Here is a 20,513-nt window from a genome sequence, read left to right as displayed (position 1 = left end):
AAGGAGGAGTTTAGGATGAAACTGACCTCGTTAAAGCTGCAAGGCGCAGCTTTACTTGAACCGGTGGTACATGGCGATCACCGGGGTTTTTTTATGGAGAGCTATAATGAGCAGGTGATGCAGGATCTTGGAGTCACCTATACATTTATTCAAGATAACCAATCCTTATCTGCAGAGCCTGGCGTACTACGCGGCTTACACTACCAACTTAACCCAAAAGCACAAACAAAGCTATTCCGCGTACTTTCAGGTGCAGTTTATGATGTGATTCTTGATATCCGGCGCAGTTCACCCACCTTTGGACAGTGGATTGGTGTTATTCTTAGCGAGCATAATAAACGTCAACTCCTTGTTCCTAAAGGATTTGCTCATGGGTTTTGTACATTGATGCCAAATACACAAGTTCTATACAAAGTGGACGAATACTATTCCCCGGAGCACGATCGTGGCATATTATGGAACGATCCGGCGCTAGGGATTGATTGGCCGGTAAGCGAGCCGCTGCTTTCTGATAAAGACAGGCATCATCCCACTTTGGCAGAAGCAGAAATGAATTTCGACTAGGAGGACTTTTCTCATGAAACTGCTTGTCACAGGCGGTGCCGGCTTTATCGGCAGCAACTTTGTATTATATATGCTGGACCAGCATCCTGAGTACCAAATCATTAATGTGGATGCTCTGACCTATGCTGGAAATCTGGAGAATTTGAAGTCTGCAGAAGGCAATACGAATTATACTTTCCATAAGGCAGATATTACTGATGCTCCAGCTATGAATGAACTGGTTAGCCAAGGAGTGGATGTGATCGTCAATTTTGCGGCGGAGTCGCATGTGGATCGCAGCATTCTGGAGCCGGATGTTTTTGTGAAAACGAATGTACTTGGTACGCAGGTGCTTCTGGAGGCGGCGCGTCAGCATGGCGTTAAGAAATTCGTTCAGGTTTCTACCGACGAGGTATATGGAACATTGGGAGAGACTGGACTGTTCACTGAGGAAACACCGCTAACGCCTAACAGCCCCTATTCGGCTAGTAAAGCAGGTGGGGATTTGCTGGTTCGTGCTTACCATGAGACCTTTGGCCTCTCGGTAAATATTACGCGCTGTTCTAACAACTACGGACCATATCAATTTCCAGAGAAGCTCATCCCACTAATGATTTCCAAGGCACTGGCTGACGAAGCCCTGCCTGTATACGGAGATGGTTTAAACATTCGTGACTGGCTTTATGTAGAAGACCATTGCAGTGCTATTGATCTGGTCATTCATCAGGGGCGCGATGGGGAAGTGTACAACATTGGCGGGAACAATGAACGGACGAATTTGCATATCGTAAAAACCATTTTGGAGCAGCTAGGTAAGCCGGAATCACTAATTAAATTCGTTCAGGATCGTCCCGGCCATGATCGTCGTTATGGCATTGATCCAACCAAGACGATGACAGAGCTGGGCTGGAAGCCTAAGCACTCATTTGAGACGGGGATTCAAGAAACTATTCGTTGGTATCTGGACAATCGGGAATGGTGGACTCGCATCCAATCGGGGGCATACCAGGAGTATTATGTCAAGCAATACGGTGAACGGCTGGGCGATCGCTCATGAGGGTTTTGGTGACTGGAGCCGAAGGGCAGTTAGGTAAGGATGTCGTAAAAGCTTTTGAACAAGCCGGCCACAAGTTATTGCCTACCGACCGTAAAATGTTGGATATCACCAATCAGGAGATGTGTGTGAAGGTCGTCCAGCAGTTTAGGCCTGATGCTGTCATTCATTGTGCAGCTTATACAGCAGTAGATCAAGCCGAGAATGATGTTGACATGGCATATGCTGTAAACGCGACTGGAACTCGCAATATGGTGCTTGCCGCTGAACAGGTGAAGGCTAAATTCTGCTATATCAGTACGGACTATGTATTCGATGGTACAGCTGATACCCCTTACCAGGAATACGACAACACGAATCCGCAAAGTATTTATGGCAAGTCCAAACGTGCCGGAGAACAATTGGTTCAAAGCCTATCCTCGTCTTTCTTTATTGTGCGGACCTCTTGGGTGTATGGGCAGCATGGGCACAACTTTGTGAAAACCATGCTGCGGCTGGGGGAAGAGAAGCCGATACTTCAGGTGGTGAATGATCAAAAAGGCTCACCTACCTATACAGTGGATTTAGCAAATTTCCTTCTTGAACTGGTTGCTACACAGAAGTTTGGCATTTATCATGCCTCCAACTCGGGAGAATGCACATGGTATGAGTTTGCGCAAGCGATTTTTGCAGAGGCGGCAGACATCCGGGGCAAGGGGTATCCAGTAAAGGTTGAGCCTTGCTCGACTGAGGAATTTCCTCGCCCCGCACCACGACCAAGCAATTCCGTTATGGATCACTTAAGCATCCGTACCAACGGACTCCAGGACTTGCGGTCATGGCGCGAGGGATTGAGGGCATTTTTGGAACAGTATTTTCTAGAGAAATAATGCATAGTGTAAGGAGCACTTGATCTTGAGGTGCTCTTTCTAATTTTATATTTTTCCAAGTAATATAATTAATTTAAGAATGAACTGATCGGCGAGGGCTTGTCTATAAAAAGGAGTGCGCATCGCATACATAAGTCTGGATAGTCCGTTGCTAGTTGTATTTTTAATGAAATCATGTAATGCTAGCCGTTGCTGCTCATCCAAGAGGGGATTAAAGCAGTTATAAAACTCTTTGGCTTGATTGCTAATGATATAGTGATTTTGTGCTTTAAAGTAACGTATGAATCGTTTCTTCCACTTTGTGAATAGATTGTCAGTTTGTCCTCCCAGCACATTGTTTGAATGCTGACGATATAAAATAAAAGGCTCTGAATCGAAGATGACTTTACCAAATGTAGATACACATAGATAAGCCCACCAATCGTGCATGATGAGGTGTTTAATGTTGATCGGTGGTGAAGAGGAAATTAAATTGAGAGCTTTTTTGTTCAGTACAGAAGTACAACCCACGGCGATATTTTCAACCAGAGCATTGTATATACTTAACTTTTTCTCTGGAGCAGATGGCCATACACTAATGTAAGATAAATCGGTGTTCACCATTTGAGTTGCAGAGCAGTACATTAAAGGTAGACTTTGATGTTCATTGTTGAGCATTTGTATGGCTCTGATGAGTTTGTTTGGCTTCCATATATCATCCTGATCGCAAAAAGCAAAATAATCGTATTCGAAATACTCTTCACTTGCTATACTCAATAACTCAAAGAAGCTGGCTTTTGCTCCTACATTGTTAGCCTGAAGTAATTTTATATTTATTGTCGAGTCCTTTATAAATTGGTGGATAATCGATAATGTGTGATCGTTAGATCCATCATCTCGAATTAGAAGGGCTAATTCTACTCCTTCTTGCTTTTGTAAGCTATGTAATTGCTCTTCAAGAAATTTCTCACCATTATAGGTAGAAAGAAGAATTAGGCATTTTGGTTTTGCCATTGGTGCGGCCTCCTGAATTTTAGTACTCATATACTCGGCTATTTTTGCTCCAATATAAAGCTAAGGTTAATTAAAAACAATGGTAACTTTATAATTTATATAGCTAATAATCAGATCTGCAGCTGTATTAAAAATTTCCTCACACCCGCCCCACCAATACCTTCCCAACCGTCTTCACCCTACTCAAGCCCACGCACACGCCCAAGCTTATCACAGCGCACAACACAAACGACACTATGGTCTGCCCGTACACGCCGATCATCCCTAGGTAAGAGATCACCAGATAGTTGGTTGAACTGAGCACTATGGCGTGAATCAGATAGGCGCCAAAGGAATAACGTCCAAAGGTTGTCAATAGCGAGGGGAACCACCGGGTTTTCCTTTTGGCCAGCCAGTCCGCTACAGCAAACACCAATACCATCGACACCAATATCGTTCCCATCATCAGCGGTTTTAGCGGACCTGTGACATAGGAGCTGTAGATGTAAAGGTCACTGGTCAAGCTTTGCGTAAGTGTCTCGATCCGGGTATAAATAATGTACATGAAAACCCCAAGGCCGATCAGGCATAACCACCAAATGCGGCTGACGATCCATTTCCACTGTTTATGATACATACCGACCAGACCACCCATCACAAAATAAAACATCCAGAACAGAAAGTTGCGATCCAGGTAACGAATCACCGTAGCATTGAGGATGGCGTTGTCCGACGTAATCCAGCCTTTAGACAAGGCGTACACCAGAACGAAGCTTATCCCCAGAAAGAGTGCAGCTACTGCTAAGTTCACCCACGGCTTTTTATCCTTGCCCAGCATGAGTCGAAACAGAGGGAACAGCAGATAGAATGGAATTATCATGACCATAAACCACAAATGATAGGATGCTTGTCCCGTTAAAGCCAATTTAACCAAGTGGACCAGTTCACCCCAAATACCCGACAAAGACAACCCGCCACTACGGATACTCATCCAAATATAATAAATAACCGTCCACGCCAGATAAGGCACGACAATTTGCTGGAACCTTTTCCACAGAAAACTCCCGTAATTCAGCTTGCCATCATAATTGTAAAACAGCACCACCCCGGTGATGAACACAAATAAAGGCACCGCAAACCGGATCAACCCCAGAAAGGTCGTTCCGGCCAAAATGGTCTGTCCACTCAAGCCCGGCTGATAAAACACCCCGGCAATCACATGCTGCAGCACAACTGCCAGGAATGCCATTCCCCGCAGCAATTCTATCTCATGTAATCTTTCTTTTTTCATAATTTGTCTCCCCTTAGTCTAACGACATTGACTAGAAACACCATAAAGAAAATCCCCCTATTCGTCAACGGGCGTATACGCCATAACACCATTTTGGTAGCGCATTGAACTCATTCGGAACTCGGTCAATACCGGCTTTGCACCGGCTCATAACCAGGGGATACGTCTGACACACAGCGACTACGTGCTGGTGTTGAACCCGGACGTTCAGCTTGCTCCAACTTATATCGAGCGTTTAATCCAGTCCATGCAATCCCGCCCGGAAGCAGGCGCAGCGACAGGGCGACTGCTGCTTAAATCCTCCCCGGACACTATAGACAGTACAGGCCTTGTCATGAATGGAGCCTGGCGTGCTTGGGGCCTGGAGGGGCTTTTTCAGCACACTCCCTAAATTGCGCGAGAAGAGACGTGAGATTCATGAGAAGATGGGCAAAGGATGCCAGAGGACCTTTTAGATCGCGCTAGTGCTTTCAAATTCTGTGAATTGAGATATGTGCTGCGATGTGCTAAAATTGGAATAGAAATAAGGACGGTTGGCCGACCGTCCCCAGTACAAACAACTTGAGTGGAGTTACTCCTCCAAGAAAATCTTTCAATCATATGAAGAAGTGACCCACAGGTAGCCAAACCTTGGAGTGGGTCACTTCTTTTTTCTATCGATGTATGTTAAAAGTGCAATAATGAAAGCTGCAAACATCACTACATCAGAAAAGGAGAAGCTCATACGGTTCACCTCCTTTCTGGAGGAAACCGCACCCACTCAAGGTGTGTTGTACTCTTTGATTATATCACCTATGATATAATATCAATAGACCACTATAATACTTTGGGAGCGGAGCGCGTAATCATGGATTTAAGCATCTTGATCGTCAACTATAATACCTGCCGTTTGACACTGGATTGTTTGCAGTCGGTCTATGACTCTAAGATAGTTTATTCGTACGAGGTAATTGTGGTGGATAATGCTTCGTCTGATGACTCGGTGGAGTCGATCAGCAGGGAGTACCCCGGTGCGCGATTGATCGCCAATACCGATAATATAGGATTTGCCAAAGCGAACAACCAAGCTATGGCTGTTGCCAAGGGCCGTTATGTGTTGCTGCTGAATTCAGACACCATTGTTCAACCTGATACATTGCAGATAATGATTTCCTATATGGATGCGAACTCTCAGGTTGGGGCTTCGGGCTGCAAAATCATTTTGCCCGATGGTTCACTGGATAAAGCGTGTAAGCGCGGGTTTCCAACACCGGCTGCGTCATTCTATTATGCCTTTGGCTTCTCCAGACTGTTTCCTAATAAGCCGAAGTTCAACCAGTATCAGCTTGGCTACCTGGACCCGAACGAAACGTATCCGATCGATTGTCTGGTTGGGGCGTTTATGCTGGTACGGCGTAAGACAATCGAACAGGTGGGTGGACTGGATGAGACCTTCTTCATGTATGGGGAGGACATTGACTGGTGTTACCGCATCAAGCAAGCGGGCTGGGACATTCACTACCATCCAGCGACATACATTGTTCATTATAAGGGTGCCAGCAGCAGGCGCAAGCCGCTTAAAATTGTGTATGAATTCCATCGCGCCATGTGGGTATTTCACCGGAAACATTACTTTAAGCAATATTCCTGGGTCACCCATGTGGTGGTGGCTTGCGGGATTGCACTTAAATTTGCCTTATCCTTATTGAAAAATACACTCTTCAACCCTGGGGCAGCCCTACCTGCTGTTAGACAACAACAGTCAGTCGAAACGAACGTGGAGGCGAAACGATGATACGCAAAAACCAGCGATTTCTAACTCAACTGTATATTCTGGCTGATTTTGCTGCCATTCAGTTAGCCTTTTTATTTGCTTGGTGGCTTAAATTTTCCAGTGGCTGGATTGCCTACGAGCAACCCCTTCCTATTGAAATCTATGCTTTTTGGAGTGTTATCTACGGCGCAATTACCGTACTGATGGGCGTGATGATTTCGCTTTACATGCCGAAGCGCAAAAAACGGTTTGCCGATGAAGTTTGGAAAATCATCCAGGTTCACGCCATGAGCTTGTTTATCCTACTTGGCTTGATGTTCTTCTTTAGACAGGTGGACATCTCCCGTCATTACTTGGCATTGTACATGATATTCAACGTAGTGCTCATTACGTTATACCGCTATGTACTGAAAAATGTCTTGAAACAATTACGCAAGAAGGGGTTTAACAAGCAGTTCGTGCTCATTCTCGGAGCAGGCTCTTTGGGACGTCGATTTCATGCCAACCTCAAACAATACCCGGAGCTTGGATATGAAGTGGTTGGTTTTCTCGATGACCAAAAAGAGTGGGACGGCATTGAGGCCGCACGCTACAAGCCTATCCTGGGGACAATTGATGAGCTTGAGCGCATACTTGAATCCACGATGATCGATGAAGTTGTGCTGGCACTTCCCCTGGAAGCTCATCACAGATATGCACGAATTATAGCTATATGCGAAAAAACAGGCGTACGCACGCTGATCATTCCAGACTTTTTTGACTACTTGCCAGCTCGGCCCTATTTCGACAACTTTGCGGGAATGCCGATGATTAACGTACGTGACATTCCACTGGATCTGACGGGCAACCGAATTGCCAAGCGGGTTTTTGATATCTTGTTTTCTCTACTGGCGATCATTATTACTTCCCCGGTGCTGCTGATCGTTGCCATTGGCGTCAAGCTGACCTCAAAGGGTCCAATTATCTTCAAACAGGAGCGAGTGGGCCTTAATCGACGGACATTCCAGATGTACAAATTTCGCTCTATGCAAGTGCTGCCCGAGGGCACAGAGGACACGGGTTGGACTATTGCCAACGATCCAAGACGCACGCGCTTCGGGACCTTCATCCGCAAGACGAGTCTGGATGAACTGCCGCAATTCTTTAATGTTCTAGCTGGACATATGAGTGTGGTAGGGCCGCGTCCGGAGCGTCCTTATTATGTGGATCAGTTCAAGGAGGAGGTACCCAAATACATGGTGAAGCACCATGTGCGGCCAGGCATTACCGGCTGGGCGCAAAGCCATGGCCTGCGTGGCGATACCTCTATCGAAGAGCGCATTAAATACGATATTTTCTATATTGAGAACTGGTCGATTCTATTGGATATCAAGATCGTGCTTAAGACGGTGATTAACGGTTTTATAAATAAAAATGCTTACTAATAGATAGATATTTCATGCAGATTGGAAACTCATCATGACAAAGAAACTTATTTACAACTTGTTGCTGATTGTTGGCGTGGGCCTGATCTTCTGGTTGATCTTGCCACGGATATGGATACCTGAACCGCCTAAGCAGGGCTTTACTAATTATCGGATGGTAGCCCATGCAATGGGCGGTATCGATGAACTGACTTATACCAATAGCTATGATGCTTTTATCGTCAACTATGAGAAGGGGCTGCGCGTATTTGAAGTGGATTTGTTGCTCAGCAGTGATGGTGAACTGATTGCCCGCCATGAGTGGGGACAAGCCTTTACACAGATGCTGGGCCAGCAGGAGACCGTCGAGGAAGACCGTCAAGGTGCAGTCTGGTCCCATGATGAGTTTAAGGCGGCCAAGATCAAGGGGAACTATGAGCCACTCGATTGGGCAGATATCGTAGAACTGTTGGAGCGTTATCCCGATGTGTATTTTGTGACCGATACGAAGCAAACCAAACCTGAAGAGATTCAAAAGATTTTCACGCAAATTGTGGATCAGACGAAGCGGCGGCAGCCGGAGCTGCTTGAGCGTGTGGTGCCGCAAATTTACAATCGGGACATGTGGGATCCGATTCAGGCAATTTACCCGTTTGATTCGGTAATATTTACCCTTTATCAAACTCAAGAGACAGATGAGCAAGTGGTGCAGTTTGCTAAGGAAAAACACATTGCGGCTATCACGATGTCCGAGACTAGAGCCAACCCCGTTTTGATTGCGGACTTGAAGCGGGTGGGAGTGGTGTCCTACGTTCATACCATTAACGATCCGAAAATAATAGACGAATTTCAGCGTATGGGCGCCTATGGCTTCTATACCGATTTTCTCGCGGAGGAAGATGTTGCGGATCATACGGGCTGGTTCTTCAACTGATTCCCTAGAAGTGTGGTGAACCATGGGGGCCTATGATCACTCCCGCTGCTTCAGTTCCATATTCAACATAGCTCGACAATACGCTGACCGCAGGGCCCAAACAACCTCATACTGCGGATGAAGATGCGTTAAGGCTTTTCGGGAACGCATCTTTTCTTGTTCGCATCAAAGGCGAACGTTGACAGGGTATACGAGGTAACATAGACTAGAAACTGAGCTATAAAAGGTGAGCGAAATCAGTCGCTGGACATACAGGGAAGAACGGGAGCGAGGCCGCGCAGCAGAGCCTCGTTTTTTAAGATTATAGAATCTATAAGTTTTCAGCGGAGCTGAACAATTCTATAATCGCAAGAAAAACTACCATTTAACGTGGTCTGGCTTCAAAAATAGTACATGAATAGATGTTTTTCTTAAAATAGGGTGGCGAATAAGTTGCCGTAGGCTTCCTATCGTTCACCCCTCTTATAAGGGGCTGGAGATAAGCCTTTTAGAGGCGTATCTGCCAGAACCCTGGCTTGGAGGAATGAGTGTTGAAGCAAATGATTGCATCCTGGCAGCATATATTTAAGCTGGATCCGGATAGGGACCTGGATGATCAGGGCCTTGAAGCCGTTTGTCTGTCCGGAACGGACGCCATTATGATCGGCGGGTCCAGCGGAGTGACCTATGATAACACTGTGGAGTTGCTGGCACGGGTGCGCCGCTTTGAGGTGCCATGCGTCTTGGAAGTGTCCGAGCTTGCGGCGGTGGTTCCCGGGTTCGACCTCTACCTTATCCCGATGGTGCTGAATGCCGGACATCCCGATTGGATCGTTGGACAACAAGCTCGGGCAGTTGAGCGATATGGCTACATGATTCCCTGGGAACAGCTTATGCCCGAAGGGTACATTGTGCTGAATCCCGACGCTACAGTGGCCAGGTTGACGGGAGCGACCGCGTTGGAGTCGTCGGAGGCCCAAGCCTATGCACAGGTGGCAGATCGCCTGCTCCATTTACCCATTGTATATCTCGAATATAGCGGACAATGGGGGGACCTGGAATTAGTAAAAGAGGTGCGGCGAACATTGGAGCAAGCCCGCTTATTCTATGGCGGCGGTATCGTAGATAGCCAGACCGCCCGCCTTGCTGCCGCTGTGGCAGACACCATTATTGTAGGCAACGGGGTCTACAACGATCTGGAGCGCGCCTTGGAGACGGTGACCGCCGTACATGAGGTCAAGACGCTGCGGCTATAGTTCCTCCTCATGCATGGGGGAGAGGATAGAATGAAGGCATTTTACAATAGCAGAGCTTGGACCTAGTAGTTTTGGTGAATTGTCTACTATATAAAGAGAATAGCAGAATAATGAGAATAGCAGATGCCCAATTGCGCGCACAAGTTGTTGCAGTGGAGAGTCAGTATGGAGCTGAAGGCAGTTAGCGGGCTCATGATTATACCAACGGGAAATAGTCCTGTTAATTAGCTGTTTTTAGCGAAATAGTACATTTTATATGGAATTTGTCATGCTAATTGTAGCCAGATGATTAGTTTGTAGAGAAACTGCCCGAAATAGATGGAGGATTTCCAGCTAAGTAAGCAAATTCGGACAAAGTTGTAAATTTAGCGGGAGGATTTCCCGTTAATTCAGTGGATTAGAGCGCAAGGACGAGGAAGGAGCATGTTTGATGCAACCTATGCAACCTATGCAACCTGTGAACATACAAGAGGCGGTCAGCCGTCTCAATCCTGAGCAGCGGCAAGCCGTGGAGGCGACCGAGGGGCCGCTGCTTATTATGGCCGGGGCAGGCAGTGGCAAGACGCGCGTGCTGACACATCGCATTGCCTATCTGATTGCGACGCGCAAGGCGCCGCCTTGGGCGATTCTCGCGATTACCTTTACGAACAAAGCGGCTCGTGAAATGCAGGACCGGGTGTCCAGACTGGTAGGCGGACACGAAGGCCGTGATATTTGGGTATCCACCTTTCACTCCATGTGCGTGCGCATTTTGCGGCGGGATATCGAGCGAATCGGGTTTACCTCTAACTTTTCCATCTTGGACTCGACCGATCAGCTTTCCGTCATTCGCAACTGCATGAAAGAAATGAATATCGATACCAAGAAGTTCGAGCCCAAAGCCGTTCAGTCCATGATCAGCACCGCCAAAAATGAACTCGTCACCCCGCAACAATATGAGCAGAAAGTTGGCGACTATTTTGAAGGGATCGTAGCCAAAGTCTACACCATGTACCAAAGACGGCTCCGCAGCAACAATTCCCTGGACTTTGACGACCTGATTATGAAGACCATTGAGTTATTCAAAGAACAGCCGGAGGTTCTCGACTTCTATCAGAAGAAATTTCAGTACATTCATGTGGATGAATATCAGGATACGAACCGGGCGCAATACATGCTTTGCCGCATGCTGGCGGACAAGCACCACCGCATCTGCGTAGTTGGAGATAGTGATCAGTCCATCTATCGCTGGCGTGGGGCGGATATCAGCAATATCCTGAACTTCGAGAAGGATTACCCGGAGGCGAAGACGATCCTTCTGGAGCAAAATTACCGCTCGACTTCGACCATTCTGAACGCGGCCAATGAGGTCATCGGGCAGAATACCGGGCGCAAGCCAAAGAAGCTGTGGACTGATAAGGGCGATGGGGACAAGATCAAGGTATATCGCGCCGATTCGGAGCATGATGAAGGGTACTTTGTGACCTCCGAGATTCATAATAGTGTAAAAAAGGGCCGTCATTATCGCGATCATGCCATTTTGTACCGGACTAATGCGCAATCCCGGGTGATCGAGGAAATTTTGATCAAGTCGGATATCCCTTATCAAATCGTGGGGGGGATCAAGTTCTACGATCGTAGAGAAATCAAAGACTTGCTCGCCTACTTGCGCCTGCTGTCCAATCCGGATGATGATATCAGCTTGACCCGGGTCATTAACGTGCCGAAGCGAGGCATCGGGGACACCACGGTAGGCAAGCTGGCGGATGCTGCGGCACAGCGGGGAGTCTCGATCTTCCGGGTGCTGCAGGTGGTTGACGATCTTGGCTTTGCCGGGCGTACCCGCAATGCCTTGGTTGACTTTTTTGATATGATAGAAGCCTTGCACCGGATGGTCGAGTACCTGTCCGTCACAGAATTGACCGAGAAACTATTAGAAATGACTCAGTATCGGCTGGAGCTGCAAAATGAAAACACACTTGAATCTCGCTCCCGTCTGGAGAACATCGACGAGTTTCTGTCCGTGACCATGGAGTTCGAGAATAACAACGAAGATAAATCATTGGTCTCTTTCCTGACCGACTTGGCCTTGATTGCCGATATCGATAGTATGAATGACAACAGCGACGCCGAGAAGCCAAACGATGATGCGGTTGTGCTCATGACAATGCACAGTGCCAAGGGGCTGGAGTTCCCGGTAGTGTTCATTATCGGCATGGAGGAGGGCGTCTTCCCGCATAGCCGGGCCTTCCTAGACAATGAGGAGCTGGAGGAGGAGCGCCGTCTGGCATATGTGGGCATCACTCGCGCCGAGGAGAAGCTGTTCCTCTCCTGCGCCCAGATGCGCACCCTGTTTGGGCGCACCACCGCCAACCCGCCGTCCCGCTTCCTCGATGAAATTCCCGAGGAGCTGAAGGAAGACGGCGGACGCACGCCGCGCGACCGCTACGGCCGGGGGGCCGGCATCGGCGGCGCCTACAGTGGCCGCGGCTTCAGCGGCGCCGGCGGCGGGGGCAACTTCGGCCACCGCGTAGCAGCGGCCGAAGGCCCAGGGGCCCGGTCCGCCGCTGCGCCTGGCGGACCGGCCGGGCGCGGTAGCGCCGCTCCCCGCCGGAGCGGCGTCACCGTGACCACCGGCGTGCCCGGGGCATCGGCAGCCGGCAAGCCCGCGAACCCCGGCGATTTCCACGCCGGGGACAAGGTCTCCCATGCCAAATGGGGCATTGGCACGGTCGTCTCGATCAAGGGCTCCGGCAATGATACGGAGCTGCAAATCGCCTTTCCGGCGCCGACAGGTGTCAAGCGCCTCTTGGCTGGCTTTGCTCCGATCACGAAGGTGACCGAAGCCGAATAAGCCCTGCTCCGGGCACAAATATACGTACACGTATATTTGTGCCCACTGGAGGGCATCGTGTAACCAGAACTTGCAATTGTTATCGCTTCTTACGCCGCAATAAGTGGCTGTATGGTTTCATTTATTTTCCAAACGGAGTCGGCCTCCCTGGTCTTCTCCGTTTCATTACATATCTACATAAATCGAGGGAGGGTTGTCCCTGCATGGACGTGATGCAAAGAATGGAACAGCTTGTTGAGCTGCTCGGGCAGTACAACTATCACTACTATACGTTGGATCAGCCGCTGGTGAGCGACAAGGAGTACGATGTGCTGTACGACGAACTGGTAGCCTTGGAGGCGCAGACGGGGATCACCTTGCCTGACTCGCCCACCTTGCGAGTGGGGGGTGAATTACTGGAAGGCTTCAAGCCGCATCGTCATCTTGCCCCGCTCTGGAGTTTGGATAAGGCGCAAAATGAAGACCAGCTGCAGAACTGGAACGCCCGTGTGCTACGACTGATTGCCGATTATAATGTGAAAAATCCGGAGACTCCGCTCCCGGACCCTAGCTATGTAGTGGAGCTCAAGTTTGACGGCTTGACCCTGAACCTTACTTATACTGACGGCAAGCTGGTCCAAGCCTCCACGCGCGGGAACGGCGTCGTTGGCGAAGGTATTCTGGCCCAGGTGAAGACGATCAAGTCCGTTCCGCTGAGCATCCCGTACGCCGAGGGAACGATCGAGGTGCAGGGCGAAGGAATTATGAATCTCTCGGTGCTGGCCAAGTACAACGAGACCGCTGCTGAACCGCTCAAGAATGCGCGTAATGCGGCGGCTGGGGCGCTGCGTAATCTCAACCCGCGGACAACCGCCGAACGGAAGCTGAGCGCCTTTTTCTATAATGTGGGATACACGGATGGGCTTCGGTTCCGCAATCACCGTGAGATGATGGATTTCCTCAAGGACAATCGCTTTAAAGTGAATCCATATGTCACTTACCACGATAACTTTGCAGAAGTGATGGAGGAATTGCGGCTGATCGTAGAGCGGCGCTCGGGGCTGGACTATCTGATCGATGGAGCTGTGATTAAGCTGACGGACATGCGCACCCGGGAAGTGCTGGGGTATACTGATAAATTCCCGCGTTGGGCGGTGGCCTTCAAGTTTGAAGCCGAAGAGACCACGACCGTTCTTGAGTCAGTCTCCTGGAACGTGGGACGCACTGGAAAAATCACACCGCTTGCTAAAGTAGAAGCCGTAGAGCTGGCGGGTGTAACCGTTCAGAACTGTACGCTGAATAATGTCGGTGATATCGAACGCAAAAATTTGAAATTCGCCTTGGGGACCCGTGTGTTCATCAGACGTTCAAACGATGTCATTCCGGAAATTCTGGGCAAGGTCACGGACGAACAGGATGGCGGGGAGATTGTTTATCCTGAGGTTTGCCCGGCCTGTGGCACAGCACTGGAGCAGCGGGGAGCGCATCTGTTCTGCAACAATCGGCTGGGCTGCAAGCCGCAGATCGTAGCCCGCATCACTCATTTTGCTTCACGCGATGCCATGGATATCGAGACATTCAGCGAGAAGACGGCGGAGCAACTGCATGATGAACTGAACGTGCGGGAGCCGGCGGATCTGTATACCCTGCAATTTGCAGATTTAATCAAGCTGGAGCGGTTTGGCGAGAAGAAGGCGAACAACCTGCTGGAGGCCATTCAGCAGAGTAAGGAACGTGATCTGGCGTCCTTTTTGTTCGCTCTGGGAATTCCGAATACCGGCAAATCGACGACTAAAGCCTTGGCTGATTATTTTGGCAACCTGGCTGCGGTGATGGCTGCAACGGCGGAGGAACTCATTACGTTGCCGGATATCGGCGGTATTGTGGCGGAGAGCATCGTATCCTTCTTCGCGGATCCTTTCCAACAGGAGGGGATTCGGCGGATGCTGGAGCAGGGAGTGGCTCCGCGGGCATCCGAGAGAGCGGCTGCACCAGTTGCCGATTCCTTCTTCTCCGGCAAGACCGTCGTTCTTACAGGCACATTGCATCAGCTTGGCCGGGATGAGGCGACGAAGCGCCTGGAGGCGCTGGGTGCCAAGGTGACCGGCAGCGTATCGAAGAAGACCGATCTGGTTATCGCTGGCGAGAAGGCAGGCAGCAAGCTAACCAAAGCCCAGGAGCTGGGTATACCTGTGATTGAAGACGAGAACGAATTGATTCGTCTTCTGGAAGGCGGCCTTTCGTAGCGTCCGGATTCGGGAGCATAACCTTGCTTCTGAATCCGGATTTTTTATGTGTAGTGATGCGAATCACGGAAAGTTCCCGCTTTTTTCTTCATCATATGGCAGTGGACTGCTCCACGTTGTTAATCTATGAGAAAAAGGTGGAAGTAAAAATGAATCACGATGTGTCACAGTGGAAGCCTTCGCGCTTCAACGCGCAAAGCGAGACGGATGACGGCGGCCTGATGCTGTATAACAGCTACACTGGAGCCATTGTTAGCTGCTCGGCGGCAGAAAGAAACCAAATTCTGGAATGGTTAGCTCCATCCGCACCCGTTCCCGAGCCTGCCCCTCCGCTGTATCATTCGCTGATTGAGCATGGCTTTCTGGTGTCTGGCGAGACGGACGAAATGCGGCGGGCTCTATTCCTGCACCAATCCATGCACGCCCAGGATGCGATGCATCTGGTGTTGCTGGTCACGGAAGCCTGCAATTTTCGCTGCACCTACTGCTATGAATCTTTTCCGCGTGCCTCCATGCGCGAAGAGGTCATGCAAGGCCTGGAAGCTTATATGGAAGAGCGTGCTTGTAGCTTGAAGCAATTAACGATTAGCTGGCATGGCGGAGAACCACTGCTTGTGCCTCATATTATAGAACGTCTGTCCCGCTCTTTTATGGCAGCTTGTGAGCGTAATCATGCAGTATATGCTGCAGAAATGTCCACCAATGGTTATTATTTGACCCGGGAGCGTTTTGAACAGATGCTGGACCTTCAGGTAACACGATTTATGGTCACCCTGGATGGAGAAGGCGAGGTTCATGATGCGCGCCGTGCCTTGCATGGCGGCGGGGGGACATATGCAACGATCGTACGGAATTTGTTATCTCTAAAAGAAGTTGACCGCCCCTTTGAGATTAATTTGCGGGTCAACTTCGATAACAGCAACCTCAAGGCCGTCTCCGAATTTATACCAAAGCTCCGGGAATTGTTTGGAGACGATCCCAGGTTTATGGTGTATTTTCGTCCTGTAGGGTGTATGGGCGGAGAGAATGATCTGAACCTGCCTGTATGTGATGAGCGGACCAAGGATCAATATATTTGGGATTTTAACGAAGAAGCGATCAAGCAAGGGCTGCCGGTCAGTTCCTTCATTTCGGATACATTGCTTCCCACGGGTGCCATTTGCTATGCGGCCAAGCCCAATTCGCTAATTGTTGGATCGGACGGCATGCTGTATAAATGCTCAGTTGCCATCGAGCAAGACAATAATCGATTAGGGCGCATTTATCCCGACGGTACGTTGGAACTGGATTACGACAAGCTGGCATTGTGGACGACTTCGGGCGAAGAGACAGACGAGAAATGTCAGGCGTGCTTCTTCCGTCCGGCCTGCCAGGGGAATCATTGCCCGTTATACCGCATGCGTACGGGCCGTCGGCCTTGCTCCTATGAGAAACGCCAGATCAAGAAGACACTTCGCACGATCTGGCTGCAATCGCAGCAATCAGAGGAATTAGCCGAGCTTTAGATGGAAGTTAAGGATGAAGCCGGTAGATGAACTTAACCCTTTGATAAGGAGGTGATCTATATGAAAGTAATCCGTTCTGCAGCCCAAGCGGCTCTTGTCAAAACCGGCCGTCTGACCAAGTCGGTTCCGGGGAACCTGAGCTAATTATTCCCGGCTAAATAATTATCCTAATCCGATCTTTACAGTTCCTAAGAACTGGTTCAGATCGGATTTTTTCTAAAAAAGGAAACTATTTCTTCCTAGACTCGTTCTATTTATAGAGAACTCTATTAAAATATTTATATTTTGGAGGTAAAAATGAAGGGAAAATGGTTACATAAGGGGCTCGTGGTTTTATTGGCTTCTGTTGTGCTTGCGGGCTGCACCAGCCAATCGGCGCCGGAAGCAGAACAGACATCCAGCTTGAAGGTCATGTTTATGGATGAGAGTTATTTCTTCCAGGAATATGGCGATTTGTTTGCGATGGAGAAGCCAAACATTGAGATTGAGGTTGTCAGTACAAACAGCATTTATCGTGACAACCCTGATGGCGTAGAGGACTACAGTAAAGCGCTTGAAGAATTTGTAGAGAGAGAACAGCCAGATGTGGTGATGTTAGATACGGACAGTTATGAGAAGCTGTCCTCTGAAGGCAAGCTGGCAGAGCTGGATACATTGATCGAACGTGATCAATATGATATCGAATCGATTTACCCGGCTCTCATGGAAATTCTTAAGGAGAAGGGGGGCGGCAAGCTGTACGGCTTATCTCCAACCTTTTATGGCAATGCCATCTTCTACAATGCTGACTTGTTTGCCAAATACGGCATTGAAGTGCCGCATGACGGGATGACCTGGCAGGAAATTTTGGATACGGCCCGGCGTTTTCCTACCGATGGAGATAAGGATACCCGGGTATATGGCTTTGGTGCAAACTATGGCATGACGATGGATGAACTGGCCTCTAATATTGCCAATACCCAAGGCTTGAAGTACATCAATACGGACACGATGAAGGTTACGCTGAACACAGATTCCTGGAAACAAACCTATAAGATGGCGATGGATGCGATTGATTCCGGGGCTGTCTATAATCTGGACGAAGATAGGTTCCAGGGTGGGACGATGGAAGAGTACTACAAGAGTCAGTTGTTCATGATGGGTCGTATGGCGATGACAGTAGACGGTTCTTATATACTGCGAAACCTCAAGGAGGCACAAGATCAGGTCAAGGACTACCAGCCGTTCCAACTTGGGGCTGTAGCAGGACCGGTTGATCCGGCGGACCCGGAAACCTCCCGAAGTATCTTTTTCAACGATATTTTCGGCATTCGCGCCAACTCTCCTAACGCAGATGCGGCTTGGGAGTTTATCAAATTTATTAATGGTGAGAAATTTGCCAAGGTGAAGTCCAGAACGATGGACGGTGGTTTGCTGTCTCGAATGAATGTCCGCAAGGAGTTTAACGGTTTAAATCTGGATGTATTTTATAAGCTGAAGCCAAACCTCAGCAATGATAGAAATGAGGACTACAACAAGATTCCTGAGGCTTTCAATATGGAGTATTATGGTATTATGAATCGTGAGATCCAACTGGCCCAGGATAAGAAGAAGTCCATTGAAGAGGCGCTTCAGACTATTGAAAGTGAAGCGCAGGCTGTTTTGGATAAGGCTATCAAGGAGGAGGCCGCGAAAAAAGGCGCCAATGATAGCAGCTCAGCCGGAGAAGATGGCGGTGCATCCACATCTGTTGAGAGCGGTGCTGAATCTGGCGGGGTCACTGTAGTAGAGTAGCTTTTATCCATTGTAGGCATAGCGCGTAGATAACCTAGGCTACTGCGCAGTTCTGCGCTTTGGGCCTAGATATGCGCTTGGAATCTGGGTAAAATATCAACTATTAAAAGAGTTTAGCCTAAGTCAACTTGACCGGGGCTAAACTCTTTTCTTGACTACCTCTTATCCGCAAAAGTTACCAAATCGCCATAATTATCGGTTAGTGTTGTATCCGCGAGAGCTGATTTTACTTTATAATCTTCGGGAGATTCTAAGCGAACGACAAGAATTCGTGTATTTATCGATAGGGAGGAAGCAATGCGTGCGGAGGACAAGATGGTTATTAAATGGGATCGTCATGATCTGCTTTATGGATTTATTTGTTCAGTTGCCAGTAATGGGGCCCTTTGCGCAAAGCCTGGGAGCAGGTTCATTCCAGATTGGGCTTGCGGTGGGGCTATACTCGCTGACCAACATGCTGGGGAATATGATTGCAGGAATATGGATTGACCGATTTGGTGGCAAGCCAATACTAATCACGGGATTGTTGCTGACAGCGAGTATTATCTTGCTGTATCCTCTTGTTCAGCAACCAGGTCATTTGCTGATGGTTCGAGTGCTGCACGGCTTAGCAGGTGGATTACTGGTTCCGAGCGCATTTACTTTGGTATCCCGTTACGCTTCCGGTCAGCAACAGGGCCGATCTATGGCTCTCTCTGGCGCGGCTGTGGGAGTTGCTGCGATTGTAGGCCCGGCATCCGCAGGGATTTTGAAGGCCAGCTTAGGATTGGATAGGCTATTTATAAGCCTTTCGGGTTTACTGGTGATCGGGGCAATCCTGGTATGGGCAGGGGCACCCAAATCAATAAAAGGAAATGAAGGGGAGAATGACTCGATTGGCGGGAAGGAATCCCGATTGGCCTTTTGGGCCGCTATTCGTCAAAAGTCGGTTATCCAATCGTATTTTGGAGCCTTTTCTCTAATGTTTGCTATGGGGGCATTAACGTTCAGCCTGCCTTTAAAAGTGGATGCCCTTGGCTTTCCCGCACAGACGGCTGGCATGATGCTTAGTGTATTTGGTGTGGTGGCCATCTGTATGTTCCTGTTGCCGACCAACCGGATGTTTGATCAAGGTTCTCCTTTAAGATTAAGCTTGATCGGCGGGTTATTGGTGATCATTTCTCTATTTACCCTGTCACTTATCCAACATCAGGCAACCATGTTTGGTGTAATGGCTCTGTATGGGCTTGGATTTGCATTATTATTTCCTTCGCTGAACTCTCTTTTGGTCAATCATATTGCGTCTGAACACAAAGGCAAGGCGTTCGGAGTGTTCTACGCCTTCTTTTCCCTGGGAGTCGTCGCGGGTTCCTCAGGCGTGGGAGCATTTACGGAGGATTATGATGTGGCCTTACGTCTTGCTGCGATATTTTTGCTGTTATCTTGTGGTCTGTTGATGATTTGGCAGCTTGTGCGTGGAGGACGTCGGGTAACGACAAAATCCTGACCCTGACTCCCTTCCTTTTGAATGTAAGTTAGAATAGAAGGTGGGGAAACGGGTGGCCGCCAGCGTGAATTCAATGCATTTTGGAGTACGGATGGGAAAGCCGGAAAATTACCAGAAAATTTCATGTTGCAAAAAGAACTCTGGCGTGATAGATTATTACTTGTCGCTTCGGACGGCATCTTGCCGAAACACTGGTGAAGATGTCAAAAAAGAAGTTGACATGAATTAAGCAAGAAAGTATAATAAATAACTGTTCGACAAAAACTGAGTTACTTTGGAAAAAGTCGAATAGTGCAAGCAAGTTCTTTGAAAACTGAACAAATGGAACACGTTATTGAAACAAACGATTTTAACAAATCGTCAGCAAGTTTACATGAGCAAGTCAAACAATACCTTTATTGGAGAGTTTGATCCTGGCTCAGGACGAACGCTGGCGGCGTGCCTAATACATGCAAGTCGAGCGGAGTGATTGGGGAGCTTGCTCCCGGATCACTTAGCGGCGGACGGGTGAGTAACACGTAGGCAACCTGCCTGTAAGCCTGGGATAACTAGCGGAAACGTTAGCTAATACCGGATAGTCAAGACTCTCGCATGGGAGACTTGGGAAAGACGGAGCAATCTGTCACTTATGGATGGG

General features: G+C 48.7%; 15 protein-coding genes and 1 rRNA gene. 14 read left to right on the top strand and 2 right to left on the bottom strand.

Annotated elements, in window-relative coordinates:
* Positions 1-15: 15 nt before the first annotated feature.
* From rfbC to rfbD, 3 genes are read left to right on the top strand one after another with little or no spacing between them, the layout of a single operon-like run.
* Positions 16-564: a dTDP-4-dehydrorhamnose 3,5-epimerase gene (gene rfbC / locus C557_RS0121245; protein WP_018753870.1), complete on the top strand. Its 549-nt coding sequence runs from the start codon at positions 16-18 to the stop codon at positions 562-564.
* Positions 565-577: 13 nt separating this feature from the next.
* Positions 578-1,600 carry a dTDP-glucose 4,6-dehydratase gene (gene rfbB / locus C557_RS0121240; RefSeq protein ID WP_018753869.1) on the top strand — a complete coding sequence of 341 codons (1,023 nt, stop codon included), beginning with the start codon at positions 578-580 and terminating at the stop codon, positions 1,598-1,600.
* Positions 1,597-2,466 carry a dTDP-4-dehydrorhamnose reductase gene (gene rfbD, locus C557_RS0121235; protein ID WP_026263615.1) on the top strand — a complete coding sequence of 290 codons (870 nt, stop codon included), beginning with the start codon at positions 1,597-1,599 and terminating at the stop codon, positions 2,464-2,466. The genes rfbB and rfbD overlap by 4 nt, the downstream gene beginning before the upstream one ends.
* A 45-nt stretch (positions 2,467-2,511) precedes the next feature.
* Here the strand turns inward: rfbD and C557_RS0121230 are convergent, their stop codons facing one another.
* Together C557_RS0121230 and C557_RS0121225 are read right to left on the bottom strand one after the other, a co-directional pair.
* Positions 2,512-3,459, bottom strand: coding sequence for a glycosyltransferase family 2 protein (locus C557_RS0121230; protein WP_018753867.1), 948 nt, complete (start codon positions 3,457-3,459; stop codon positions 2,512-2,514).
* A gap of 139 nt (positions 3,460-3,598) precedes the next feature.
* Positions 3,599-4,729, bottom strand: a complete 1,131-nt coding sequence (locus tag C557_RS0121225) for an acyltransferase (RefSeq protein ID WP_018753866.1) — start codon at positions 4,727-4,729, stop codon at positions 3,599-3,601.
* Between the two features lie 103 nt (positions 4,730-4,832).
* On the opposite strand from C557_RS0121225, the gene C557_RS0121220 reads away from it, so the two are divergent.
* From C557_RS0121220 to C557_RS0121160, 11 genes are all read left to right on the top strand, one after another.
* Positions 4,833-5,120 (top strand): glycosyltransferase, encoded by a 288-nt coding sequence (locus C557_RS0121220; protein WP_083930341.1) that lies wholly within the window; start codon positions 4,833-4,835, stop codon positions 5,118-5,120.
* A gap of 456 nt (positions 5,121-5,576) precedes the next feature.
* The gene (locus C557_RS0121210) at positions 5,577-6,503 is read left to right on the top strand and encodes a glycosyltransferase family 2 protein (RefSeq protein WP_018753864.1); all 927 of its coding nucleotides are present in this window, start codon (positions 5,577-5,579) and stop codon (positions 6,501-6,503) included.
* Positions 6,500-7,906: an undecaprenyl-phosphate glucose phosphotransferase gene (locus tag C557_RS0121205; RefSeq protein ID WP_018753863.1), complete on the top strand. Its 1,407-nt coding sequence runs from the start codon at positions 6,500-6,502 to the stop codon at positions 7,904-7,906. The genes C557_RS0121210 and C557_RS0121205 overlap by 4 nt, the downstream gene beginning before the upstream one ends.
* Before the next feature lie 34 nt (positions 7,907-7,940).
* Positions 7,941-8,819 carry a phosphatidylinositol-specific phospholipase C/glycerophosphodiester phosphodiesterase family protein gene (locus C557_RS0121200; RefSeq protein WP_018753862.1) on the top strand — a complete coding sequence of 293 codons (879 nt, stop codon included), beginning with the start codon at positions 7,941-7,943 and terminating at the stop codon, positions 8,817-8,819.
* 530 nt (positions 8,820-9,349) lie between these two features.
* Complete coding sequence (gene pcrB, locus C557_RS0121195) at positions 9,350-10,054, top strand: heptaprenylglyceryl phosphate synthase (RefSeq protein ID WP_018753861.1); 705 nt, start codon at positions 9,350-9,352, stop codon at positions 10,052-10,054.
* A 448-nt stretch (positions 10,055-10,502) separates the two neighbouring features.
* The gene (pcrA, locus tag C557_RS0121190) at positions 10,503-12,887 is read left to right on the top strand and encodes a DNA helicase PcrA (protein ID WP_026263614.1); all 2,385 of its coding nucleotides are present in this window, start codon (positions 10,503-10,505) and stop codon (positions 12,885-12,887) included.
* Positions 12,888-13,090: 203 nt separating this feature from the next.
* On the top strand, positions 13,091-15,112 hold the full coding sequence (gene ligA, locus C557_RS0121185) for an NAD-dependent DNA ligase LigA (protein WP_018753859.1): 2,022 nt from the start codon (positions 13,091-13,093) through the stop codon (positions 15,110-15,112).
* 149 nt (positions 15,113-15,261) lie between these two features.
* The gene (locus C557_RS0121180) at positions 15,262-16,617 is read left to right on the top strand and encodes a radical SAM/SPASM domain-containing protein (protein WP_026263613.1); all 1,356 of its coding nucleotides are present in this window, start codon (positions 15,262-15,264) and stop codon (positions 16,615-16,617) included.
* A 297-nt stretch (positions 16,618-16,914) separates the two neighbouring features.
* The gene (locus C557_RS0121170; protein WP_018753857.1) at positions 16,915-18,390 is read left to right on the top strand and encodes an ABC transporter substrate-binding protein; all 1,476 of its coding nucleotides are present in this window, start codon (positions 16,915-16,917) and stop codon (positions 18,388-18,390) included.
* A gap of 301 nt (positions 18,391-18,691) precedes the next feature.
* The gene (locus tag C557_RS0121165) at positions 18,692-19,876 is read left to right on the top strand and encodes an MFS transporter (RefSeq protein WP_240473002.1); all 1,185 of its coding nucleotides are present in this window, start codon (positions 18,692-18,694) and stop codon (positions 19,874-19,876) included.
* Between the two features lie 395 nt (positions 19,877-20,271).
* Positions 20,272-20,513: ribosomal RNA gene (locus C557_RS0121160) — 16S ribosomal RNA — on the top strand; the annotation flags it as partial.

Origin of the sequence: Paenibacillus sanguinis 2301083 = DSM 16941 (assembly GCF_000374825.1) — a bacterium.
In the GTDB taxonomy this organism is placed as follows: Bacteria; Bacillota; Bacilli; order Paenibacillales; family Paenibacillaceae; genus Fontibacillus; species Fontibacillus sanguinis.
This window is presented reverse-complemented; position numbering and strand designations above follow the sequence as displayed.